The organism is Streptomyces sp. NPDC087428 (assembly GCF_044744085.1).
Lineage (GTDB): Bacteria > Actinomycetota > Actinomycetes > Streptomycetales > Streptomycetaceae > Streptomyces.
The window spans coordinates 24022-47405 of record NZ_JBIUXR010000027.1; the positions used below are offsets into that span (position 1 = coordinate 24022).

Annotated in this window: 16 protein-coding genes and 1 tRNA gene; 14 read left to right on the forward strand and 3 right to left on the reverse strand. The window is 66.9% G+C overall.

The features are described from left to right. Nucleotides 1–335: 335 nt before the first annotated feature. The 10 genes from tmk to ACIO3R_RS37695 all read left to right on the forward strand — a co-directional run bounded on the left by tmk (nucleotide 336) and on the right by ACIO3R_RS37695 (nucleotide 17547). Nucleotides 336–3596 carry a dTMP kinase gene (tmk, locus tag ACIO3R_RS37650; protein WP_402111537.1) on the forward strand — a complete coding sequence of 1087 codons (3261 nt, stop codon included), beginning with the start codon at nucleotides 336–338 and terminating at the stop codon, nucleotides 3594–3596. Nucleotides 3597–3917: 321 nt separating this feature from the next. Continuing rightward, the gene (locus tag ACIO3R_RS37655) at nucleotides 3918–5123 is read left to right on the forward strand and encodes a DNA polymerase III subunit delta' (RefSeq protein WP_363031012.1); all 1206 of its coding nucleotides are present in this window, start codon (nucleotides 3918–3920) and stop codon (nucleotides 5121–5123) included. Nucleotides 5124–5224: 101 nt separating this feature from the next. Then, nucleotides 5225–6769, forward strand: a complete 1545-nt coding sequence (locus tag ACIO3R_RS37660; RefSeq protein ID WP_385030061.1) for an alpha/beta hydrolase — start codon at nucleotides 5225–5227, stop codon at nucleotides 6767–6769. Between the two features lie 119 nt (nucleotides 6770–6888). After that, nucleotides 6889–6962: transfer RNA gene (locus ACIO3R_RS37665), tRNA-Thr, on the forward strand. A gap of 434 nt (nucleotides 6963–7396) precedes the next feature. Beyond that, nucleotides 7397–9877 (forward strand): N-6 DNA methylase, encoded by a 2481-nt coding sequence (locus ACIO3R_RS37670; protein ID WP_402111539.1) that lies wholly within the window; start codon nucleotides 7397–7399, stop codon nucleotides 9875–9877. Beyond that, entirely contained in the window at nucleotides 9870–11054 is a 1185-nt protein-coding gene (locus tag ACIO3R_RS37675) for a restriction endonuclease subunit S (RefSeq protein WP_402111541.1), read from the forward strand. The genes ACIO3R_RS37670 and ACIO3R_RS37675 overlap by 8 nt, the downstream gene beginning before the upstream one ends. A gap of 67 nt (nucleotides 11055–11121) precedes the next feature. Continuing rightward, nucleotides 11122–14478 (forward strand): type I restriction endonuclease subunit R, encoded by a 3357-nt coding sequence (locus ACIO3R_RS37680; RefSeq protein WP_402111544.1) that lies wholly within the window; start codon nucleotides 11122–11124, stop codon nucleotides 14476–14478. 6 nt (nucleotides 14479–14484) lie between these two features. Next, complete coding sequence (locus tag ACIO3R_RS37685) at nucleotides 14485–15207, forward strand: M48 family metallopeptidase (protein WP_402111545.1); 723 nt, start codon at nucleotides 14485–14487, stop codon at nucleotides 15205–15207. A gap of 107 nt (nucleotides 15208–15314) precedes the next feature. Further along, nucleotides 15315–16142 (forward strand): hypothetical protein, encoded by an 828-nt coding sequence (locus ACIO3R_RS37690; protein ID WP_402111546.1) that lies wholly within the window; start codon nucleotides 15315–15317, stop codon nucleotides 16140–16142. 34 nt (nucleotides 16143–16176) lie between these two features. Then, the gene (locus ACIO3R_RS37695) at nucleotides 16177–17547 is read left to right on the forward strand and encodes a helix-turn-helix domain-containing protein (RefSeq protein WP_402111547.1); all 1371 of its coding nucleotides are present in this window, start codon (nucleotides 16177–16179) and stop codon (nucleotides 17545–17547) included. 62 nt (nucleotides 17548–17609) lie between these two features. Here the strand turns inward: ACIO3R_RS37695 and ACIO3R_RS37700 are convergent, their stop codons facing one another. Together ACIO3R_RS37700 and ACIO3R_RS37705 are read right to left on the reverse strand one after the other, a co-directional pair. Continuing rightward, complete coding sequence (locus ACIO3R_RS37700; protein WP_402111550.1) at nucleotides 17610–19226, reverse strand: tyrosine-type recombinase/integrase; 1617 nt, start codon at nucleotides 19224–19226, stop codon at nucleotides 17610–17612. Next, a complete protein-coding gene (locus ACIO3R_RS37705) occupies nucleotides 19223–19882 on the reverse strand; it encodes a helix-turn-helix domain-containing protein (RefSeq protein ID WP_402111552.1) in 660 nt (219 codons plus the stop codon). Before ACIO3R_RS37705 ends, ACIO3R_RS37700 begins: the two co-directional genes overlap by 4 nt. Before the next feature lie 193 nt (nucleotides 19883–20075). Here ACIO3R_RS37705 and ACIO3R_RS37710 point away from each other — a divergent pair, with 193 nt between their 5' ends. Together ACIO3R_RS37710 and cutA are read left to right on the forward strand one after the other, a co-directional pair. Beyond that, entirely contained in the window at nucleotides 20076–20261 is a 186-nt protein-coding gene (locus tag ACIO3R_RS37710) for a hypothetical protein (protein WP_402111553.1), read from the forward strand. Nucleotides 20262–20415: 154 nt separating this feature from the next. After that, a complete protein-coding gene (gene cutA, locus ACIO3R_RS37715) occupies nucleotides 20416–20742 on the forward strand; it encodes a divalent-cation tolerance protein CutA (RefSeq protein WP_004921029.1) in 327 nt (108 codons plus the stop codon). Nucleotides 20743–20793: 51 nt separating this feature from the next. Here the strand turns inward: cutA and ACIO3R_RS37720 are convergent, their stop codons facing one another. Continuing rightward, nucleotides 20794–22041 carry a helix-turn-helix domain-containing protein gene (locus ACIO3R_RS37720; RefSeq protein ID WP_402111555.1) on the reverse strand — a complete coding sequence of 416 codons (1248 nt, stop codon included), beginning with the start codon at nucleotides 22039–22041 and terminating at the stop codon, nucleotides 20794–20796. A 248-nt stretch (nucleotides 22042–22289) separates the two neighbouring features. On the opposite strand from ACIO3R_RS37720, the gene ACIO3R_RS37725 reads away from it, so the two are divergent. Together ACIO3R_RS37725 and ACIO3R_RS37730 are read left to right on the forward strand one after the other, a co-directional pair. Then, nucleotides 22290–22691 (forward strand): ATP-binding protein, encoded by a 402-nt coding sequence (locus ACIO3R_RS37725; protein WP_402111625.1) that lies wholly within the window; start codon nucleotides 22290–22292, stop codon nucleotides 22689–22691. A 134-nt stretch (nucleotides 22692–22825) separates the two neighbouring features. Further along, nucleotides 22826–23257, forward strand: coding sequence for a hypothetical protein (locus tag ACIO3R_RS37730; protein WP_224354190.1), 432 nt, complete (start codon nucleotides 22826–22828; stop codon nucleotides 23255–23257). The last annotated feature ends 127 nt before the right edge of the window (nucleotides 23258–23384 follow it).

Genomic DNA, 23384 nt, shown 5'->3' on the forward strand with positions numbered 1-23384 from the left:
GTGTGGTGGGGTGCCTGCGGCGGGCTTTGCCCCTCCCCGCCCCTTCCCGTAACCGGGGCGCTGCCCCGGACCCCGCTCCTCAAACGCCGGAGGGGCTGAGGGCAGGTGGAACGGGGCGGGGCGGGTGGAACGGGGGTGGGGTGGGTGTCTGGTGGTCGGATCAAACGCTGGAGGCGCTGAAGGCGGGTTGAACGGGGAGTGGGGCGGTGCTCGGCGGTCGGATCAAACGGCGGCGGGCTGAAAGGGCGGGACGGAATCGGGTGGGGTGAGTGTCTGATGGTCGTATGTTCGGACGCGGGCCCCGGGCACCGGTCTGCTCCCGATAGGCTGGGCGGATGACGCGAGCCGAGCAGCCAACGGTCGTGAGCCCCACCTCCGACACACTTGCCGCAGACTCACGCGAGCGCGCCGTACGAGCCCTGTTGCGTATTCCCCCGCTGAAGCGGTTGTGGAGCGCCCAGCTCGTCGGCGGTATCGGCGATGCACTCGCCCTTCTCGTGCTGGTGTTGCTGTCGCTGCAAGCGGCGGTCCTTGAGGGCTCATTCGGATCCGGATACCGCGGGGCGGCCTTCGCCGTCGCCGCCGTGTTCGGTGCCCGGATTATTTCCACCTTGCTCTTCGGAGCCGTACTTCTGGGGCCGTTGACGACCCTGACGGCGCCGGGCGGGCCGATCGACCGGCGATGGCTGATGATCGGGGCGGACGGGCTGCGGCTCGCGCTGCTCGTCGTCGCACCGCTCTGGATCGACTGGATGCCCGACCGGGCACTCATGATGGTCCTGATCACGGTCTTCGTCACCGGCGTCGGTGAACGCCTGTGGCGGGTCGCCAAGGAGAGCGCCGCTCCCGCGCTGCTGCCCGCCCCGCCCATCGAGGGCGCCGCGGTCCGCCCGCTGCCGGACCACCTCGGCGCGCTGCGCCGGCTCTCCCTGCGCACCGACTTCGCCGCCGTCCCCGTCGCCGCGGCCGTGCTGCTGGTGGCCACGCTGATCGGGAATCTGCTGGGCTCGGGCCTGGACTGGTTCTCCTTCCACCAGGCGGCCCTCGGCTCGTACGTCGCGGCCGGGCTGTTCTCCTCCTCCATCTCCATCCTGTACTTCCTGCAACTGCCCGGTACGCCCACGCCCCGGCCGCGCTCCCCCCTGGAGGGGCTGCGCCGGCCGTCCGGCGGCGACGGACCCGACAAGGGCCGCACCGGTGCCGTCCCGCTGATCATCGCGACCTGTGCCGCTGTCGCCGGAGCGATCGCGGCCGCGGGCGCCGCCGCCGTACTGCACGCCACCGACCTGGGCGGCGGCCCCGCCACCCTCGCGCTGCTGATCCTCGCCCTCACCGGCGGTACGGGGGCCGGTATCCGCACCGCCGGCAAGGTGCTGCCTACGCTGTCGCGGCGACGGCTGCTCTCCCTGGCCACCGCCGTCACCGGCGTCGCGCTCCTGGTGATGGGCCTGGTGCCGGACACAGCGACCGTCGTCCTGATCGCGGTGCTCGCCGGATACGCGGCGGGCGTCGCCGCGAACACCGGTCATGTCCTCGTCGACCAGGAGACCGAGGAGTTCCGCCGGGCCAGGACCACCGAACACCTCCAGGCCGTCGTCCGGGTCCTGATCGCGCTCGGCGCGGTCGGGGGCCCGCTGCTGGCCGCCGCGATCGGCACGCACCGGCTGACGGCCGGTGACTTCGTCTTCGCGCACGGCGGTGCCGCTTTCACCCTGATGCTGATCGGCGCCCTGCTGCTGCCGGTCGCCGCGATCGTGCTCGCGAAGACGGACGACCGTTCCGGAGTGCCGCTGCGCCGTGATCTGCGCGAGGCGCTGCGCGGCGGCGAGCCGGCCGTCGCACCCGCCGCGACCGGATTCTTCCTCGCCCTGGAGGGCGGTGACGGAGCGGGCAAGTCCACCCAGGTGGAGGCGCTCGCCGAGTGGATCCGGGCCAAGGGCCACGAGGTCGTCGTCACCCGGGAGCCCGGGGCCACACCGGTCGGCAAGCGGCTGCGGTCGATCCTGCTCGACGTGTCCTCGGCCGGGCTCTCCAACCGTGCTGAGGCGCTGCTGTACGCCGCCGACCGCGCCGAGCACGTCGACTCGGTCGTGCGTCCGGCGCTGGAGCGCGGCGCGATCGTCATCTCCGACCGCTACATCGACTCGTCCGTCGCCTACCAGGGCGCGGGCCGCGATCTCGCGCCGACCGAGATCGCCCGCATCTCGCGGTGGGCGACGAGTGGGCTCGTACCGCATCTGACGGTGCTCCTGGACGTGGACCCGGAGACGGCGCGCGAACGGTTCACCGAGGCGCCCGACCGGCTGGAGTCCGAGCCGCCCGAGTTCCACGCCCGCGTGCGCTCCGGCTTCCTGACGCTGGCCGCGGCCGACCCGACGCGCTATCTCGTGGTGGACGCCGGCCAGGACCCGGAGTCGATCACCACGGTCGTACGGCACCGGCTCGACCAGCTCCTTCCGCTCTCCGAGGCCGAGGTCAAGGCCCTGGAAGAGGCACGCAAGGCCGCCGAGGAAGAGGCCAGGCGCCTCGCCGAGGAAGAGGCGGCGCGCAAGGCCGAGGAGGAGCGCCTGGAGCGCGAGCGGCAGGAACAGCTCGCCAGGCTCCGTGCCGAGGAGGAGGAGCGCAAGCGCCAGGAGCTGGAGGAAGCGCGCCGCCGCGAGGCCGAACGCCAGGCGGAGGAGGCCCGGCAGCGCGCCGAGGAGGCCCGCCGGATCGCGGAGGAGCAGCGAGCCCGGCTGGAGGCCGAGGAAGCGGCCCGCGAGGTCGAACAGGCGCGGCTGCGCCGCCAGGCCGAGGAGGAGGCGCGGCTGCGTCAGGAGGCCGAGGCACGGCGTCTTGAGAAGCAGCGCAAGGCCGAGGAGTCACTGCTGAGGGCCGAGGCGGCACGCCGTCAGGCCGAGGCCGACGCGGCTGCCGCGGCCGAGACCGCGCGTGCGGAAGCGGCCGCCGCCGAGCGGGAAGCGGCGGAGGCCGCGGCGGAGGCCGAGACGGCTGCGCGGGCCTCCCGGGAGTCCGGGTCCTCCGGGTCCTCCAGGTCCTCCGGGCCGTCCGTGCCGGACAACGAGCTGACGGTGCCGACCCCGATCGTCAACCCGAACGAGATCACTCAGCCGGTTCCTTCCCCGGTGGAGCCGTCGTCCGGTTCGACCCGTTCGCGTTCCTCGTCCGCCACCTGGCCCTCCGACGAGGCCGAGACGACGATGATCCCGAAGGTCACCGACCCGGACGAGCGCTCCGGTGGGCGGGACGCGGCAGGTTCGATGGACGAGACGACGGTGCTCCCGCCGGTACGGGACGCCGATCCGGCCGACCGGGTACCGCGGGGCATCTTCCGGGACGAGCACCCGGCCGGCTCCGTACCGGAGCGAGAGAACGAGCGCACCCGCGAGCTCCCGCAGGTCACCGACCCGCACGCGCCCCAGCAGCCGGCCGGGGACCAGCAGGAGCGCTCCGGCCGGCCGTCCCGGCGGCCCCGTCCCGACTGGGCGGAGGAGACCCCGCTGGACGATCTGCCGACGCTGGCGGACGAACTGCTCGGCGACCACGACGACGAGGGCCCGGCATCCCCGGGCCGGGGACGTCGCCCGCGCCGCTGACCGGTACGTACGGGAGCCCCGGGTGCCTGGCGGTGCCCGGGGCTCCCGTACGCGTTCCCCGGGTGTTTGCCGGTCAGCCGGGTCATCCAGGTCGCCCGGATTCAGGTCACTCCGTCGTCCGCCTGCCGGCATTGTCAGACCCGTCCCCCACAATGGGAAGCCGGATCGACGCCTGGCCGGTGCCGGACCGACGAGAGCCGCGGCACGGGCCGGGGAGAGATCCACGGCAAGGGCCGGGACGAGATCCACGACGAGCCACACAGGGCCGTGCCGCCGTTCACACGGAGGGCAGGCCGCACACCACCGGAAGGGCGGTGACCCATGTCCGTATGGGACGACCTGGTCGGCCAGGACCGGGTGCAGGAGCAGCTCGGCGCCGCCGCCCGGGACGCCGACGTGCTGGTCTCCGCCATCTCCGCGGGAGAGCCGGTGCCGCCCGGCTCGCGGATGACCCATGCCTGGCTGTTCACCGGCCCGCCGGGTTCAGGACGGTCCACCGCCGCCCGCGCCTTCGCCGCCGCTCTCCAGTGCACCAGTCCGGACCGCGCCCTGGGCGGGGCGCCGGGCTGCGGTTTCTGCGACGGCTGTCACACCAGCCTCATCGGTACGCACGCCGATGTCGACGTGATCCGCACCGACCTGCTCTCCATCGGTGTGAAGGAGACCCGTGAGCTGGTCCGCCGCGCCCAGCTCTCCCCGGCCGTCGGACGCTGGCAGGTCATCGTCATGGAGGACGCCGACCGCCTCACCGAAGGCGCGGGCAATGTTCTGCTGAAGGCGATCGAGGAGCCCGCGCCCCGCACGGTGTGGCTGCTCTGCGCGCCCTCACTCGAAGACGTGCTGCCGACGATCCGTTCCCGCTGCCGTCACCTCACGCTGGGCACCCCGTCGGTCGAAGCGGTCGCCGACGTCCTGGTGCGGCGCGACGGTGTCGACCCGGAGCGGGCCGCGTCCGCCGCCCGCGCCACCCAGGGCCACATCGGCAGGGCGCGCCGCCTCGCCACGGACGAGCGGGCCCGTTCCCGCCGGGCGGCGGTCCTCAAACTGCCGCTGCGTGTCGAGGACATCGGCGGCTGTCTCAAGGCCGCGCAGGAGCTGATCGACACCGCCACCGACGACGCGAAACAGGTCGCGGAGGACGTGGACGTCAAGGAGACGGAAGACATGAAGGCCGCGCTCGGCGCGTCCGCCGGGGGCCGGATGCCGCGGGGCACAGCCGGGGTGATGAAGGAGCTGGAGGAAAGGCAGAAGCGCCGCAAGACCCGTACGCAGCGCGACAGCCTCGATCTGGCGCTCACCGAACTGACCGGCTTCTACCGCGATGTGCTCGCTCTTCAGATGGGCTCGCGGATCGCCATCGCCAACACCGACGCGCAGGACTCCCTCGACCGCATCGTCCGCTCGTCCACCCCCGAGCGGACCCTGCGCCGGATCGAGGCGGTGATCGCCTGCCGCCGGGCGCTGGACCGCAACGTGGCCCCGCTGCTCGCGGTGGAGGCGATGACGATGGCGCTGCGGGCGGGGTGACGTAACGAGTGCGGTGGCCGTCGCGGTCCACCGACCGGCACCGAATCACCCGAATGAGCAGGGAATCGGGCGAGTCGTCACCCGGCGGCTACGCTCCGGACATGGACACCAGGCGCCCGCTCCGCACTCTCGCCCTCGCGCTCGGCACTGCCGGCCTCCTCATCTCCGGCTGCACCAGCGGGAGTTCGACGACGAGCGCCTCCTCGCCCGCGCCTGCGGCCACCGCCTCCCCCGTCCCCGCGGCGCTGAAGACGTTCTACGCGCAGCACCTCAGCTGGCGGGACTGCGGTGTCACCGGATTCCAGTGCACCACGATGAAGGCGCCGCTCGACTACGCGAAACCGGAGGGCGGCGAGATCAAGCTGGCGGTGTCCCGCAAGAAGGCCACCGGGCCCGGCAAGCGGATCGGCTCCCTGCTGGTGAATCCGGGCGGCCCCGGCGGATCGGCCATCGGCTATCTCCAGGGCTACGCCGCGATCGGCTACCCCGCCCAGGTGCGGGCCCGTTACGACATGGTTGCCATCGATCCGCGCGGGGTGGCGCGCAGCGAACCCGTCACCTGTCTCACCGGTCCGCAGATGGACGCCTACACCCAGGTCGACCAGACGCCGGACGACGCGGGCGAGGTCACCGCGCTGAGCGGTGCGTTCAAGAAGTTCGCCACGGGCTGCGAGCAGCGCTCGGGGGAGATCCTGCCGCATGTCTCCACCGTGGAGACGGCGCGTGACATGGACATCCTGCGCGCGCTGCTCGGTGACGACCGGCTGAACTACGTCGGGGCCTCGTACGGCACGTTCCTGGGCGCGACGTACGCCGAACTCTTCCCCGCACGGGCCGGGCGGCTCGTCCTCGACGGCGCGATGGACCCGTCGCTTCCCTCGGTCGAGATGAACCGCGACCAGACCGCGGGGTTCGAGACGGCGTTCCAGTCCTTCGCCGGTGACTGCGTGAAGAAGGCGGACTGCCCGCTCGGCACCACGTCCACGTCCGAGGCCGCGAACCGGCTGAAGCAGCTCTTCGCCGACCTCGACGCCAAACCGATCGCCACGGGTGACCCCCGCAAGCTCGGCGAGTCCCTCGCCACCACGGGCGTCATCGCCGCCATGTACGACGAGACGGCCTGGCCCCAGCTCCGCGAGGCGCTCACCGCCGCCGAGAAGGGCGACGGTTCCGGCCTGCTCTCCCTGGCGGACAGCTACTACGAGCGCGAGCCCAATGGCTCGTACGCGAACCTGATGTACGCCAACGCGGCCGTGAACTGCATCGACCTCCCGCCCGCGTTCACCACCTCCAAGGCCGTCACCGAGGCACTCCCCACCTTCGAGAAGGCCTCCCCGGTCTTCGGCAAGGGCTTCGCCTGGGCCTCCCTGAACTGCGCCTACTGGCCGGTCCGCGCCACCGGCACCCCGCACCGCATCACGGCGGAGGGCGCCGCCCCGATCGTGGTGGTCGGCACCACCCGGGACCCGGCCACCCCGTACAAGTGGGCCAAGTCCCTGGCCGGCCAGCTCTCCTCCGGCACCCTCCTCACGTACCAGGGCGACGGCCACACGGCGTACGGCCGCGGCAGCGACTGCATCGACACGGCGATCAACACGTACCTCCTGGAGGGCACCCCGCCGGGCGACGGCAAGAAGTGCTCCTGACCCCACCCACCCCGCCGCTGACCTGCGACTACACCGCGGCGACAGGCCGGTACGGAGCACCCTCGGAAACTGTGTAGACTTGGGCCCGCTGCTGATCGCACCATGGTGTGACAGGGCGTGCCGCCTTAGCTCAGTTGGCCAGAGCAACGCACTCGTAATGCGTAGGTCTCGGGTTCGAATCCCGAAGGCGGCTCGGATTAACCCCAGGACTCACTCGCCGTGACCTGGGGTTTTTTCTTTTCCTTTGCCTTGTGCTGCAGTGGCGGTTCAGTACGAGAACCGTGGCTGAGGTCGCCGGTGGACAATCGGTGGACACGCGTGCGGTGGGTGTGCGGGACGGTGGATGGGCGAGCGCGCGGGAAGGGGGCCATCGAGTCGGTGAAGATAGGGCTGGAGGACGGTGCACTTTGGCCCGCCGACGGCGTGGCAGTTGGGTGGTTCCCACAAGCGGCGCACTCACAAGAGGACGAGTCTCGGGTGCGCCCGCCTCACTGCCGACCGGTGCGCTGCATGTAGGAGGGGCCCGAAACTCGCTTTGTAGGTCGGATGTCACAGCCAGGCCCTAGGGTGGGTTGGTTGTCACGGGACGCATGTCTTGTGGGACGTGCAGTAAGAGGAGAAACGAGAGTGGCACAGCTCACGTTGCCGCAGCTGGAGCGGCATCTGTACGCCGCCGCAGATATCTTGCGCGGCAAGATGGACGCGGCGCAGTACCAGGACTACATCTTCGGAATGCTGTTCCTGAAGCGCGCCTCTGACCAGTTCGACGTGGCGCAGGTGGCGCTGGTTAAGAAGCTCGTCGCGGAGGGGAAAAGCCAGGAGCAGGCGGAACGGATCTCCGAGGCTCGAGGTGCCTACAAGGCCCATGAGTTCTACGTCCCGCAGGAGTCCCGCTGGTCCACGATCGTCGGCAAGTCCCGGACTGAGCCGGCCGAGGCCCTGAACGTGGCGCTTGCTCAGCTGGAGAATCACAACCACCAGGCGCTCGACGGGGTGCTCTCGTACATCAGCTTCACAGAGTCCCGCGGTGGCAACACCAAGCTGACTAAGCCGGTCATCCAGCAGCTCATCGACCACTTCAGCGAGTACCGGCTCAGCAACGAAGATTTTGAGTTCCCCGATCTCCTTGGATACGCCTACGAGTACCTGATCGGCGAGTTCGCCGACGAGGGCGGCAAAAAGGGTGGCCAGTTCTACACTCCGCGCTCGGTCATTCGAATGATGAACCAGTTGGTCAAGCCGCAGTCAGGCATGTCTGTCTACGACCCGTGCTGCGGTTCGGCCGGCATGCTGATCCTCGCCAAGGAGTATGTGCAGGACCACGGCGGCGACGAGTCTCACCTGTCGGTGTACGGACAGGAAGACAACGGCAGCGCCTGGGCGATGGCCCGGATGAATCTGCTAATGCATGGCGTAGCCGACGGCGTCATCCACCACGGCGACACCCTCGCCGATCCACAGCATGTGCAAGGCGGGCAGCTCCAGCGCTTCGACCGCATTCTTACCAACCCGCCGTTCGCGCAGAACTACCGGCGGGCGGGCATGAAGTTCGCCGAGCGGATGGGGTACGGCTGGACGCCCGAGTCGGGCAAGAAGGCCGACCTCATGTTCATCCAGCACGTGCTGGCAGTGCTGGAGGCGGATGGCATCGCGGCTTCCGTCATGCCGCACGGGGTTTTGTTCCGGGGCGGTGAAGAGCAGAAGATTCGCAGGCAGATCATCGAGGAAGGTCGGCTCGAAGCCGTCATTGGCATCGGCCCCAATGTCTTCTACGGGACGGGGATCCCGGCATGCATCCTTGTCCTGCGAGGCCGTGATGGCGCGCCTGAAGGTCGGCGCGAAGGCGTGCTCTTCATCAACGCGGATCGAGAGGTCACGGCCGGGCGCACACAGAACCTGCTAGAGGCCCAGCATGCGGAGAAGATCGTCTCCGCGTACGAGGGCTGGACCGAAATCAACGGGTTCGCTCGCGTCGTGAAGGTTCCTGAGCTAGCACAGAATGACTACAATCTCAACATTCGTCGCTATGTGGACAACACGCCCGCGCCAGAGCCGCAGGACGTGCGAGCGCATCTGTACGGGGGCGTGCCGAGGAGTGAGATCGCAGCGCGCAAAGCGCAGTTCGATGCATTCGGAATCGATCCCGAAGGGGCGCTCTTCCGGCTGCGGGATGGCGATCCCGAGTACGTCGACTTCTTGAGTGAGGGGTACGAGGCAACAGCGGCGCGGATTCCAGGACTCGCGCAGGAACGGGAAGTTGTTCTCGGGCGAGCGTTTCACACGTGGTGGCGTGAACATCGCGAGCAGCTCGCGAAGCTGCCCGTGCATCGGCAAAAGTCGCAGACGCGCAAGGAACTACTTACTACCTTCGTGGCGGCCCTAAAGCCCGTGGGCGTGCTGGACAGCAATCAGTTGGCGGGAGCAGCTGCCGCTTGGTGGTTTGACGCGAAGAACGACCTTGACGTGCTGATGGCGAAAAATTTCAAGGGTCTGATTGATGGCTGGGTCCGCAGTATTGCCTCGGCGTTCGAGGAGCCCTCGGCCAAGGCCGATGCTAAGACGAAGGCCCGCTATCGGGCCGCGATGCGCAAGGCGCGCGAGCACCGGTTGGTCCCAGAGTTGATCCCGGCGTATGTGAAGCAGCTGGAGACAGCGGAAGCACTGGTCGCGAAGCTGGACGCAGAGGTGAAGGCGGGCTCCCCGCCGAAGAAGACGGCCAAGGCAGGCCAAGGAGACGAAGGAGACGAGGACGAGGAAGATCTCGACCTGTCCCAGGTCCTGCCCCCCAAGCAACTGGCCGCGCTGAAGAAGCGGCAGCGGGAGTCAAAGCTCGAACTCGCTTTGATCAAGGCGTCGTTCGTGACCGAACTCAGCGAAGCGGCGAAAGATTTGACCCCCGCCCAGGCGCAGGAAGTAGTTCTCAGATTCCTGAACGCTGACCTGTACGCCCGCATGACCCGCTTCGTCACTGCCGACCTTCGGGCCCTAGTAATCGCCTTCCGTAAGTGGGGCGAGAAATACGCTGTGACCATGGAGCACCTGGACCAGGAACGCGAAGCGTCGGCCAAGCGCCTTCGGGCATACCTGGAGGCGTTGGGCTATGCGTGATGGTTGGGAGAGGGTCGCCTTGGGCGATGTCCTCCGACTGCGATCCGAGCGTAGGCACTCGGTGACAACTCTGCTGTCGGTGACTGCTGATCGAGGTGTGATTCGACAGAGTGAGAGCGGTCGGCGGGATTCGTCGAGTGCAGACAAGTCGCTGTACTGGGATGTCCATTCCGGCGATGTCGTATACAACACCATGCGTATGTGGCAGGGCGTTTCCGGCATCGCGGGTGAGGAAGGAATCGTCAGTCCCGCGTACACGGTGTGCGAACCGGTAGGAGAGGTGAGCGATAGATTCCTCGGATGGCTTCTGCAGGATCCGAAGCTCGTGGTGAAGTTTCTGAACCGTTCCCAAGGGCTCGTTAGCGACACATGGAATCTGAAATATAGTGAATTCAAGAAGATTGAGATCGACCTTCCGCCCTTGTCGACGCAGCGACTAATGGCTGAGGTTCTCGACGAGGTCGACGCGCAGGTCCAGCGGGCACTCGCTAGGAGGGGAAAGATGGCGGTGGTGGCCGCTGCGGCGACCGCCGAACTGATGCGTTCCACTTCAGAGGCCACTGGTGTCGAGTGGACGGTTCTGGAGAAAGTGGCCGATATTTCGGCGGGTGTAACGCTCGGCAATGACGAATCTGGTGATGGCGCGGTGAGTTTGCCTTACCTTCGCGTTGCGAATGTACAGGAAGGTCACATCGACACTGCGGATATCAAGTCCGTGACTGTACGTATTTCCGATGTGGAACGGTTTCGTCTAGCGAAAGGGGATGTGCTCCTCACGGAAGGCGGTGACCTCGATAAGCTCGGGCGTGGTGGTGTGTGGGACGGTCGTATCGACCCCTGCCTGCACCAAAATCATGTCTTCAAGGTCCGATGCCAAACTGCAGTCTACCGTCCTGACTTTCTGGCTTCGTATCTTGCTTCCCCGCGGGGAAAGAGTTACTTCCTTAGCGTTGCGAAGCAGACCACTAACCTGGCAAGCATTAACTCGTCACAGGTCAAAAAGGCGCCAGTGCCGATTGTTCCCCTGGTTGAGCAAGAACGTGTTGTTTCTTCTGTGGCTGAGTGGAAGAGTCAATTGGCAAATGCAGATAAAGATATCGACAAACTGCGTCTACTTCGAAGCGCGCTGATGGACGATCTGCTCACTGGCAAGATTTGCGTCCCTGTCCCTGCGTAGCCCCACCTGCGCCGCCGTCCGTGCCCATCTCCCCACGTACCGCACACCCAAGGAGACCGCACCCCCGATGTCCGGCCCCGAGTACAAGTACGTAGAAGCCCCACTGATCGCTCAGCTCACCCACCGCACCATGGGTTGGCGGCACGTAGTGGGGATCCAGGGCGCGGAGTTGCAAGCGCCAGGCGCAGATCCGTACATCCGCCAAGGGGCGGACAGCGCGCTGCTCACCGGAATCCTCCGGCGTCAATTGGGCCGGCTGAACCGAACGCCAAACGGGACGGCGTGGCTGGACGACGCCCGCGTGGCCGTCGCGATCTCTGCGCTCAGCAAGGGCGGTGCACCCGGCGGCGGGCTCATAGCGGCTAATGAGGCATCAACCCAAGCTCTGATCGAAGGCGTCGCCGTCCCTGGCGTCGACGGCTGGGACGGAGGTAGGGCGCAGAAGGTTCGGTTCGTCGATTGGGAGACACCGGAGAACAACGACTTCCTTGTCGTCTCTCAATTCCCGATGACGATCCCGGGTGCGCGGGACGACCACGGCAAGCCGAGGAAACTCATTGCCGATCTTGTGCTGTTCGTCAACGGCATCCCGCTGGTCGTTATCGAGTGTAAGAAGCTCAAAGCCGGGCAGGGCGATGCGCACAAGGCGATCCAGCAGTTGCGCCGATACGCCAATCAGAGGCGTGATTCGTTCGTGCCCGAAGGTAGCGAACAGCTTTTCCGTACAGTGCAGTTGACTATCGCAACGACTGGGGACACCGCTCTGCTGGGCACGTTCACCTCTCGCCCTCAGGACTACGTGGTCTGGCGGGATGCGCATCCTCTCGACGCGGAGCGAGTAGCAGGAACGACGTTCCACAAGCATGACGCCTTTGCCGGCGCCCAAAAGGTTCTCGCGGCAGGGGTGCTTCACCCGCACCGCTTGCTTGACATCGTGCGAAACTTCGTTGTCTTCAAGGATGTCGAGGTATCCGAAGGGCGAACTGCCCGGGTGAAGATTGGTCCGCGCTACCAGCAGTATCGAGCCGTCCATAAGGCGGTGGAGCGGTTGCTAACGGGCGAGACCAAACAGGTCCACGGCAAGGATGACCAGCGCGGTGGCATCGTCTGGCACACCCAGGGCTCGGGTAAGTCGCTGACCATGGTGTTCCTGGTACGCAAGCTCCGTTCCACTCCTGGCCTGGGCCATTTCAAGATCGTTATTGTCACCGACCGAAGGCAGCTCCAGAAGCAGCTCGCCGAAACAGCGGAGCTTGCAGGCGAGAAGCCGGACGTCATCACTCGCGCGTCCGAGGTGCCGAAGGTCCTTGCTCTGGAGAACGCAGGCCTAGTCTTCGTCATGATCCAGAAGCAGCAGGACGCGGAGAAGGCCCGGCAGAACGCCGCGGACTCCCTTGCCCACGAAGGCACTCCTGGCTGGGGCTTGATCAACAACCGGGACGGCATCCTCATCCTGGTCGACGAGGCACACCGCTCCCACGGTTCTGCCCTCCACCAGAACCTCATGGAGTCGCTGCCCAACGCAGCCCGGATCGGCTTCACCGGTACCCCGATCATCATGAACCGCCGCAAGCTCACCACGACGACGTTCGGCGAGTTCATCGACACCTACCGCCTTAAGGACGCCGAGGACGATGGCGCCATCGTGCCCATCTACTACGAAGGCCACATCGCCAAGGGCGCGGTCAACGAGGGCGAGACCTTGGATGAGGCGTTCGAGGAAGAGTTCGAAGAACTTACCGACGACCAGTACGACGAACTCCAGAAGAGGTATGCCAAGTCCTCGACTGTCCTCAACGCTGACGACATGATCCGGCGTAAGGCGCGCCATATGCTGCGCCACTACGTCGAAGGGGCCATGAAGGAAGGCTTCAAGGCACAGGTCGTCGCCCATTCACGTGGCATCGCGGTGCGTTACCGGGAAGCTCTGTGCGACGCACGTGACGAACTGGTCGCCGAAGTAGAGAAGGCTGCCAAGTCCCCGGCCCGCACTCTCGGCAAGGCCCAGGACCTGCCGGCGGAGGACCGTACCCCTAAGCAGCGACTTCTCGTATCCGTCCACAAGCAGCTTGCGCTGCTGAAGGTCATCGACTTCGTGCCGGTGATCTCCCCCGACTCCGAGGACGACCCGGCGTGGGCATCCTGGTCTGACGGGAATGCTCAGGAGAACGCCATCACGGCGTTCCGTAGCCCCTTCCCCAACCCCGCCGACCTCACCGCGGAATCCTCCAAGCCGGTGGCCATCCTCATCGTCCGCACCATGCTGCTCACCGGCTTTGACGCCCCCATCGAACAGGTCATGTACCTGGATCGCCGGATGCGTGAGGCCGAACTTCTCCAAGCCGTCGCCCGGGTGAACCGCACCTACGGGGAGAAGAAGCAGGCCGGCTTCGTCGTCGATTACGCGGGCGTCTCAAGAGCCCTCCTCGACGCGATGGCCGCTTACGCCTCCGACGAGGCGGAGGGCGGTACCGTCAAAATCGAGGTCGAGGAGAACAAGCTTGAGCACCAGTACGACGCGCTCCGCCACCATCTCGGCCTCACGCGGGAACTGATCGACCCTGCTGACACCGTCGCCGTGCACCGGCTGGTGGACACTCTGGAGGATGAGGAACGGCGGATCACCTACCGCAAGCTCCTTCGGGCCTTCCTGAACACCTTTGACCTCCTCCTGCCACGCGAAGCCACCCGCCGCTATCAGCGGCCAGCCAAGCTCTTTGGGTTCATCGCCCAGGTGGCAAAACAACGGTTCAGCGAGGAGGATGACGGCTTCGACCCGGCCGCGTACGGTGAGCGAGTCGCCGAGCTGATCAACGAGCACGTCAAGGCCCTGGGCGTGGAACGCGCGATAGAACCCACCCGGCTCACCTCCGATGATTTCCGCACGAAGGTCGAGCAACTGCCGAGCTCCCGCGCTAAGGCGTCGATGATGGCCCACGCCGTCCGTAACCACATCGAACTCCACTTTCAGGAGAATCCTGTTGCCTACAACAGGCTCCGTGAACGCCTGGAAGAAATTCTCAAGAAGTACGCGGAGGACTGGGCCCAGCAGCTCGAAGCCTTCGAGAACCTCTCCCAGGAGACGCAGGATGTCGCCGAGGGGCGTGATTCGGGCCTACCGGAGGACGTGCGTAGTCTCAGCAAGCTAGAACAGGCCGTGTATCAGCAGCTGACCGCTGTCGTCACAGACGGGGTCATTACCGACGAGGCGCGGCTGGACCTGATCGGGCTGACGCGCGAAGTCCGCGCTGTTGCAGTGCGGCACAGCGCCCGCAAGGACTTGTTCTACAACACGGCCGCGCTCCACGATCTCCAGAGCGACATCTGGATGCTTCTCGCCGTGAACGACCGTACGCATCCCGCTGTCGACAGCCTCGCGCCTGCGGTGCGGGAGATCATCCAGCACAACAAGAAGGACTTGTAACCCTTCATGCATGACGCCGTGGCTGAACCGCTGGAAGTGGGGGGGCTGGTCATCAATGTCCACCCAGTACCCGGACGTACGAGTGTCCGGGTCACGGTGGAACGCGACGCCCGCATCGTCGCGGCTGTGCCGCCCGGCGCGGATCGCGATGCCCTCGAAGGTCTGATCCGCACCCGTCTGCCCTGGCTCTACGCCAATGTTCGCGACCGTGAGGTGGATGTAGAGCAGCGCCCGCGCCGCCGGTTCGTCGATGGGGAGGGTTTCTACTACTTGGGGCGCAGCTACCGGCTCAAGACCGTTGATAAAGCTCCCCGCCCGGTGGCCCTGGCGGAAGGCAGGCTCAGGTTGCGACGTGGCCATGAGGGCTCAGCCGGCGACGCATTGGTGGCCTGGTACGCGGAGCGGGGTAGGCAATGGCTTCCCCAGCGTCTGAACCCTTGGGCAGACTGCCTCGAAGCTCCGCCCGCTGACCTAGTCGTCCGCCCCCTCGGTTACCGCTGGGGGTCCTGCTCAGATCGGGGCGCCCTTAACATCCACTGGGCGGTTATGCAGCTTCCCGCCGCACTCGTTGACTATGTGCTGGTGCACGAGCTGGCCCACCTGCATGAGCCGAATCACTCACCGAACTTCTGGCGGATGGTGGCCCGAGCTCTTCCCGACTACGAAAATCGGCGGCAGAGGTTGGAGGGTTGGGGAGCCGGAGTGTGGCTGCCTGACGAGGATGTGTGATCTTGAGCTAACGGGGCGGGCAGTTCGAGCTCTTGGAGCCCACAAACCTGTCGGCCGACATCTGATGGAGATCGGCTGGCCGGGACATCGCTACGGAGGAACCAGTCTTGAACGTGATGCGCTTCGACGCGGGCGCCGGGGACTTCGCCCTCGACATCCAGGATGAGAGCGTGCAGCTCCTGCGTGGCATGGGCACGATCTGCCTCCAAATGGGCCTCAAAGCGAAGGCGTCGGATGCCAACACGGAGGCCGGCAGGCTCTTGGCGTTGCAGGCCGACCTTTACGGCCTCGGGCAGTCGTACCAGCGGACGCTCATCGGGCGGGCGACGGAGATGCTTCCGTTCAGCCCCAAGATCGGGGTTGCGAGCACCGTCCTGAAATTTCTCCTCACCTCGGCCCAGCTTCACGCCATCAATGAGGCTCGCCTTGGTGGAGACCTACGGATGGAGCTGGAGGTCACCGGCACGCTTCCCCAGGCCCCCGGCTACCCCGGGAGCACGACAGAAGTGCTGCACTTTAGCGTCGCCAAGAGCCGCTGGACCGATCAGGTCAACGCTCTCGGCCCCTCCGTCGCCTTCGAGATGCAGGTCCCATTCCCTCTTGAGGACGACCCCCGCGCCGACCCGGCCCAGCGTCTGCGTGCCGCGCAGCGTCGGCTCCTGGAGGACGACATCGACGGCGCGATTCTTGAAGCTCGCCGAACCCTGGAGTGGATCCGGCTTCACAGCGGATGGACCTGGCCTCTTCATAAAGATCCCCGCCAGCGTGGCAAGGACGAGCGGTGGGCGGCGATCCGTGTAGCCGTGGAGGACCAGACCAGTGGATCGGTCCATGAGGACGAGGTCACGAAGACGTTCACGTACAACCGGGACGAGGCCAACGCGCTGATCGCCATCGCTGCCGCGCTGCTGACGGTGGTGGACCAGCCCGTCTGAGTCGCTGGACTTGGGGCAACAGTAGGGTCTGTACATGGTGACGCGACTGGGCAGGATCGAAGCCCTGCTGGGCCGGCGGCTCGATGAACTGGACTACCGAAGCATCGCCGAGCTGGTGGGCACTCCTGAAGCAGCCGAGGGCGAAGATCTCGACTACAAGCGGGCGCACTACAGCCAGGACGAGCGGGGTCGCGAGGAACTGGCAAAGGACATCGCTGCTTTCGCCAATCACACAGGCGGACTCCTCGTCATCGGAATGGCGGAGAGCAAGGGCGTGCCCAGCAAGGTATTCGACGTCGACTTGGACGATGCCCGACTACGCCACATCCGGCAGGTCACCGTGGCCAATACGGCGCCGCCCGTTCCCTACGAAGCCTTCCCTGTCCATAATCCCGACGCACCGGGCACCGGCTTCCTGCTGTTGGCCGTGCCGCGCAGCCCCGCTGGTCCGCACGCCGTGACAGCCCAGGTGAGCAGGCCGTCCAGAGACGTTCTGCGCTACCCCAGGCGCGGCGGCAGCAGAACCGAGTGGCTGACTGAAACTGACGTTGCCACCGCCTACCGGGCACGGTTCACCGCAGCCGCCGAGCGCGGTCAGCGCCTCGCCGATATCGAGGAGGAGCTGGTCGACGCCCTGGCGGCTCGCACCACACCGCATGTGATCGTCACCGTGGTTCCCGAGCAGCCTGGCGACATGGTGATCGATTCCGCGCGCTTCACCCGCTACCAGGAAGAGCTCCTTGGCACTCAGCTCTACCTCGGGCAGCCCGTCAGCAACTTCGGTCGCGTGAGCGTCGGTCCGCGGCGGCTGATCGTGACGGATGGGGGCGGCCGGTACTCCGCGCGTGCCGAGCTGCATCGCGACGGCAGCGCCACCATCGCCCTGCCCTTGAACGGACGAATCCATGTGAATGACTACGAGGAAGCCCAACTCCACACCGCAGAACCTGGAGATGTCGTGTACCCGCTGCTGTGCGCCTTGCCTTTCCTGGCGGCCCACGCACGCGACCGGGCAGCCGCAAGCGGACTCGCACAAGCCAGCGTCACGCTGGTGGCTGACATGGCTGCACATCCGACACAGGCCAGGGTTATCGATCTCCACCGGCCAGACATTGTGCCTTTCCGTGTCGACCGGGTCGATCCCGGGACAGGGCGGCCGAGGCCACTGACCGCTGAGTACTATCCGCACGCTACGGCAGAAGCGGGCGTCCTTCTTGACGACCTTGCCGACCGTGAGCGCGGTCTTCTGCAAGCCACGGCTGCTCTCGCCGACGAACTCCTGCAGACCTACGGCTATCCCGAGACCGGACTCATCAGCCGCGCCGGGGAACTCAACCCCGCAGGCTTCTCACAGCGCACCTCCGGAGCCATTACCCAGTGGGCACAACAGCGCGGTCTGCTGTGACGAAAATAGGGCCGAGCCCCGGTCAGCTTCCCTCTGACCGGGGTTCCATTTCCGTTGAGCCGTCAGGCAGAGCGATCCTGCTGTGATGTGTCGCCCTTGCGCGGCGGCGCCATCCTCGGCAGCCGAGACGCCGGGTCTGCCTGCGACACGACGTCGGGAACAGCCGCCAGCGCCTTACGAGCATGGGGGACGAGCTGCACGACCTTCTCGGCGGCGTCGCGAGCCAGGTCGTCGAGGACGGACTGGTAGATGTCTCGCGTGATCCGTGTGTCCGAGTGGCCGAGGGTCTCTGAGACGACCTTGATGTCGACGCCGGCAGAGAGCATCAGCGTCGCGGCGACGTGCCGGAGATCGTGAAGGCGGATGGGCGGAAGGCCGGCCGCCTCGGTGAGACGCTCGAACAGATCGCTGACCTTTCCCGGGTGGAGAAGGGAGCCGTCCTCCTGGGTGAAGATGCGACCGGTGTTCTGCCAGCCCTCGCCCCACGCCCCGCGATCCCGCTGCTGGCGAGCCTTGTGCGTGAGGAAGCCCTCGCTTGTCTCGCCGTCGAGAGCGATCAGCCGGAGGCCGCTGTCGGTCTTGGGCGCGCCCTCGTGGACCTCCCAGCCGTCTTGGACGAGTTGCGTGGCGATGGCCAGGGAGCTGTGTTTCGCCGAGTAGTCCTCCCAGCGGACACCGCAGGCTTCTCCTCGGCGGGTGCCTCGAAAGGCGATGAGCCGCCAGAGCAAGTACAGCCGGTCTCCCGCGACGAAGTCGAGGAAGACGGCGGTCTGCTCCGGGGTCCAGACCATGACCGGCGACGGCTTCTTGCCGGTCTCCTGCCAGCTGGCGATGCGCTCCTCGGTCCAGACCAGGGCCTTCGGCTTTGTTCCCGGGAGCAGCTCGACGTGAGCGGCCGGGTTGAAGGCAGGCATGACCTGCTGGGCGATAGCGACATTCAGGGCGGCCCGGAGTGTGTCGCGAATGTGGGGCTGGGTGTTCAGCCCGGTGACGCGACGGAACGGGGGCATCGCGTCGAGCTGGGCGCGGAACCACTTCCGGCGTGCTCGATTCTCGGCCCCCTTGTTCGGGGTGGCCTTCAGCTCATCGGCGACTGCACGACGCTGGGCGTTCTGCTCCTGGATCTCGATGTTCCGCTCGTTGATGGCGTCGAACATCTTGTCGATGTGGTGGACCCGGAGCTTGTCGAGGCGAAGGTGCCCGAGGTGCGGCTTGAGATGGACGCGGATATCGCACTCGTAGCGCGACGCGCCGCCACGGCGCAGACGTTTCCGCCCCGCCAGCCAGCTGTCGAGCCACTCCCCGACGGTGGTCTTCGAGTTAAGCGACTGACCCGTCTGGAACCGGCGACGGGTCTCGTCGTAGTCCGGCAGAGGGGTCTTCTCCTTGACGCAGTCCTCCAGCAGGTCGCTGATCTGCGTCCTGCCCCAGGCGTCGTCCTCTTCGGGAATCGCCATGAGGGCCCGGACCTTGCCCAGCTCCTCCTGGGCCTTGGTGGAGGTCTCGAAGCCACCACGACGAAACCGTCGTCGGCGGCCGTCCTGGGCGGGGTCCAGCTCCTGGAACACCCCGAAGGTCCCGTGCCGTCGCGACTGGAGCTTCGGGCACGACGCCCCGAGGTCCTTGCCGGTCTCGGGGTCAGTGCACCGGCACCGTCGCGTGATGGTGCCGTTCTTCATTCACGCTCCTCGGCCTCGGGGTGTATGTCGGTCTCGTCGACAAAGGCGAGTCGGTCAGGAAGTGCCGGAGGGGTAAGGCCGCGCTGGCGCATCCGCTCTCGGTACGCGCGCAGCTCTTGGGCGTCCTCGAAGGCGTGCGCCTCGTATCCCTCGGCCCGCTGAAGAAGCGTGGTTCGACGACTGCGGTCCAGAGTGGTGCTGGCCACCCGTCGCCGCTCCTGCGCCAAGTCGTACGACGACATCGACGCGGCAACGAGGTCGCCATGGTGTCGGAAGGCGTCGAGAACGTCCCGGGGGGAGCCCTCGGGGGCCGCATCATCCAGAGGTGTCTCACCGGTGAACCACGCGACCGCATCCCAGGTAGACAGCTCGCGGCCCGGCAGAACTTCGACCGCGGCCGAAGAACCGAGCGGGAACAGCAGGGTGACCGGCGGGACGCCCAGTACGTCGGCAAGCATGACGACGTCCGCCACGCTGACGCTCGTCTTGCGTCCGGACTCCAGGTTCTTGATGGAGTGCTCGGTGAGTTCCGGCATGCCGCGGGCCGCGCACCCCTGCGCGACCTCGGCCATCGTGAGGCCGACGGCCCGGCGCGAGTCCCGTAGGCGCTGAGCGATCCGACCGGTGAACGCTGTCGACCATTGATCAGGTGTCATGGTGACACCCTAAGAAGCGGAAAGGTGCTGCCGCAACTCCGTGATACATCTTTCGCGTCACTACGGCACGTGTAAGCGTTAGGAGAGCATCATGGCGGCACCGAGGGTGTCAGGGGCGGCGCGGGGCTTGAGGGGCGACGAGCTGCTCGCTCTTCCGGCGGTGATCGATCTAGACACCTCGAATAAGGCGCTGATGATCGGACGGTCTACCGGGTACGGACTCGCCAAGCAGGGGGAGTACCCGGTCAAGGTGCTGCGCCTCGGGAACGCCTACCGGGTGGTCACGGCAGACCTGCTGAAGTTGCTGGGCCTTGAGCGCCAGCAGTCTGCCCGCGGTCGGGAGTCTGACGGCAGCGAGCGGCACGACCTTGCCGCCTAGGGGTGCTCTGCAAACCCCTCGGGAACGAGCTGCGTAGTCCAATGAGCCGAAGAGTCCGGAGGGTGCGTTCGGCCCGAATCCTGGCGACCAGCGCTTGTCGGCTGCGTCAACCCTCTGGGTAGGGTCGCGGTACCCGAGCTGGAGAGGTAGCCGCATGGACCCCGAGATCGTGATCGCGCAGACGACGAGTGACGACGAGGAGCAGGCGAAGACCCTCGCCAGAGGCGCTGTTGAGAGCAAACTGGCGGCGGGCGTCCACATTGATGCGCCCATTACCGCCTTCTACTGGTGGCAGGGGAAGGTCGAGGCGGCTCAGGAGTGGCGGATCTCCTACATGACGTCGTCGGATCGCCTCCCCGCGCTAGAAGCATGGCTGCACGAGAGGCACCCGTACGACGTCCCCCAGTGGGTCACGCTGCCTGTGACCGGAGGGTCGGAGGCGTACCTGTCCTGGGTCGTCGACGAGACGCGCCCGGGGTAGAGGTCTCCACTACAGCGCCTCGCTCTCACCGAGCCTGTGCGCTTCGACGCTTCACAGCGTCGCGAACGTCAGCAGGTGGCTGGCCAGGTCATGCTCAGTGTCGGGGAGCCCGGCAGCGATGGCCTGGGCCCGCTGCCGGCCCATGGTGTTGGGCTTCGACTCCGCCGCTGCGGCGAACTGGTGCGCGACGTAGGCCCCGCGATCTACGTCGCCGCCGCGCAGAAGGGCGGACGCCAGGTCACCCAGGACGACCACACCGGACTCGGGTAGTTCACCGCCGAGGCGCTCGACTGCGGAGTCGGCGGTGGCCGTCAGCTCCTGACGCTTGAGTTCGCCGTAGACCGAGAGGGCCAAGGAGTCCATCCGGTACGGCGTCACGAAGCGGACCCACGCCTGCTCGCTCGTATGGTCGGCGAAGTCATAGGCGAACTTGGCCTGGTCGAGAGCACGAAGGGCGCCGGCGTCATCGCCGGATTGAGCGGCCTCCTCTGCGTACCGGCCCAGGGCCCACGCTGCGGCGGTTGCATTGCCACGTCCGCGTACGTCTTGAGCTGCCTGCGAAAGCATCTCCAGGGCCTTCGCGGGGCTGGGGGCACCGTAGCTCGCGTAGCCCAGAGCGAGAGCGCGCAGCGGGGGGTGTCCAGCCTTCTTCGCGCACTCCGAGGTCACTCCGTAATAGGAAGTGGCCTTGTCGTGCTCGCCGAGATCCCAGGCAACCCATCCGGCAAGAGCAGCGGTCTCTCCCGCCGCGATGGTCAGGGCTCGCTCGTGGGTTCCGGCGCGGGGGAGGGCTGCGGTGATCGCGTCCAGGTGCGCCTCGACCCGAGCCTGCAGACTGAGTGCGCTCTCGTTCAGCTCGTCCACGTGCAACCGGGCGGCATGATCAATAAGCACCCCGGCTGACTCAGGGTCGATCTTGGAACCCTTGCTGAGTGCGTAGGCCAGCCGACCCCACGGCTCGGCAGCCGCAGCCGCACTGATGACTGCGCCTCCCAGCAGCGTTCGGCGTTTCACGTCGTCCAGGTCCTCCGCCTCGGCCTTGTTCTTCTCTCGCCGCCTGGCGCGGGCGGCTTTCGCCTCGCGCAGTAGCGGCTCCAGCGGGACGCCACAGGCCAAAGCGATGTTCCCCAGGGTGTGGTCCGTCGGAACGTTCGCACCGTTCTCGTACCGGTTCACCTCCCGGCGGGTCACCGTTGCCCGGCCGGAGGCGGCGTTGATCGCACCGGCCTGCTCGTCCTGCGTCCGATTCGCGTTACGCCGCAGGTGACGGAGCAACTCGGCAAATGGATCCACCGCCATGAGTCTGACCCCTATCCGTGGGAGAAAGCCAATACTCCCCTTAACTCCCCCCTGATTTTCCCCCCTTGACAAAGATTTCCCCCCTCCGGTTTCCCCTGTCCCGGATCGCGCAGCCACGGTGCGATGTGCTCATGACCACGCACCGGACAGCAACGCCGCCCCGACCTCGGGGCGACGACGGTGGCGCCCACGCCGTCGGCGCCTCGACCGCTCGGTGTCCGCTGGCCTCTCACGTCTTCGAGATGGCCATGGAGCCGGTAGATGCGCACGTCGCTCAAGCGCGAAGAACGACGGCCACCGTGTTGAAGCACTGGTCGTTGCCGGAGACGCCGGCAGAGGACGCCCGGCTCGTCGTCTCGGAGTTGGTGTCCAACGCGATCATTCACGGTTCCGGGGACGTCCGACTGCGACTGCGACACGACGAGCACCAGCTTCGAATCCGAGTCACCGACGACAGCACGGCACCGGCGAGGCGGCGACGTGCGAGTGCCGCCGGCCTCGGCGGTCGAGGGCTGCACCTCGTCGCCTGCTTGTCGCTTCGGTGGGGCGTCGCGGACGGCGGCCGGACGACGTACGCGGTCATCCCCACTCTCACGGAGGCACCCCCATGTCGCCGCACAACACAGTCAAGCACGGAGCCGACGTGTTGAGCCTCGTCGCCTTTGATCGGGGGCGAGAGAAGCACACGGGCGGTGGGGCGCCGACCGCTGGCCGTGACTACCCGAGCTGGCCTCGCACCTCTGCCCAGGTGAAGCGCCGGTCCCGAGCTGGCCAACTCCGAGACTTGCGCCAGCACTTCTACCGTCAGACCGTCGGCGCGCAGGCCGATCAGCCGCTGCGCGTGCTGGCGTACAGCCTGGTACCGAGTCCGAGGGCCCGACCTGACGAGGACTGGGGGACGCTACAGGCTGAGGCCGACCAGCTCGGTTACGCGATCACCGCCCGGCTCCACGATGTGGCGGTCCCGGTGACCACGACGTACCTCCCGGCATCCAGTGCGAGCCAGGGCGTCTACACGCCGCCTTGGGATCGACCTGGTTGGCGGGAAGCCGAGCGACAGCTCCGAGAGGGCTTGGCCGACGGCGTGCTCGTCCTCGACCGGCACAACATCAGCTCCGATGACGACGAGTACCACGCCGTGATCAAACACCTGGGCGAGCACTGCCGGGCGTTTCTCCACCTCGTGATCTCCGAGGAGCCCGTCGCGCCGACTTGAAGGCGTCCGCTGCGCTGGATGGACAGGAAGGGCTGGGGCTGGCGGCAGATCAGCGCCCAGATCGCCCTGATCGTCACCGTGAGCGTCGTGCTCGTCTTCACCTTCAAATACACCTGACCGAGGGCTG

What these genes read in the sequence shown, in the direction of transcription:
- ACIO3R_RS37675 (WP_402111541.1), top strand. Translation starts at nt 9,870, where the DNA reads ATGCGTGATGGTTGGGAGAGGGTCGCCTTGGGCGATGTCCTCCGACTG.
- ACIO3R_RS37725 (WP_402111625.1), top strand. Translation starts at nt 22,290, where the DNA reads ATGGAGCCGGTAGATGCGCACGTCGCTCAAGCGCGAAGAACGACGGCC.
- ACIO3R_RS37695 (WP_402111547.1), top strand. Translation starts at nt 16,177, where the DNA reads ATGGTGACGCGACTGGGCAGGATCGAAGCCCTGCTGGGCCGGCGGCTC.
- cutA (WP_004921029.1), top strand. Translation starts at nt 20,416, where the DNA reads ATGGACCCCGAGATCGTGATCGCGCAGACGACGAGTGACGACGAGGAG.
- ACIO3R_RS37705 (WP_402111552.1), bottom strand. Translation starts at nt 19,882, where the DNA reads ATGACACCTGATCAATGGTCGACAGCGTTCACCGGTCGGATCGCTCAG.
- tmk (WP_402111537.1), top strand. Translation starts at nt 336, where the DNA reads ATGACGCGAGCCGAGCAGCCAACGGTCGTGAGCCCCACCTCCGACACA.
- ACIO3R_RS37655 (WP_363031012.1), top strand. Translation starts at nt 3,918, where the DNA reads ATGTCCGTATGGGACGACCTGGTCGGCCAGGACCGGGTGCAGGAGCAG.
- ACIO3R_RS37700 (WP_402111550.1), bottom strand. Translation starts at nt 19,226, where the DNA reads ATGAAGAACGGCACCATCACGCGACGGTGCCGGTGCACTGACCCCGAG.
- ACIO3R_RS37685 (WP_402111545.1), top strand. Translation starts at nt 14,485, where the DNA reads ATGCATGACGCCGTGGCTGAACCGCTGGAAGTGGGGGGGCTGGTCATC.
- ACIO3R_RS37720 (WP_402111555.1), bottom strand. Translation starts at nt 22,041, where the DNA reads ATGGCGGTGGATCCATTTGCCGAGTTGCTCCGTCACCTGCGGCGTAAC.
- ACIO3R_RS37660 (WP_385030061.1), top strand. Translation starts at nt 5,225, where the DNA reads ATGGACACCAGGCGCCCGCTCCGCACTCTCGCCCTCGCGCTCGGCACT.
- ACIO3R_RS37680 (WP_402111544.1), top strand. Translation starts at nt 11,122, where the DNA reads ATGTCCGGCCCCGAGTACAAGTACGTAGAAGCCCCACTGATCGCTCAG.
- ACIO3R_RS37710 (WP_402111553.1), top strand. Translation starts at nt 20,076, where the DNA reads ATGATCGGACGGTCTACCGGGTACGGACTCGCCAAGCAGGGGGAGTAC.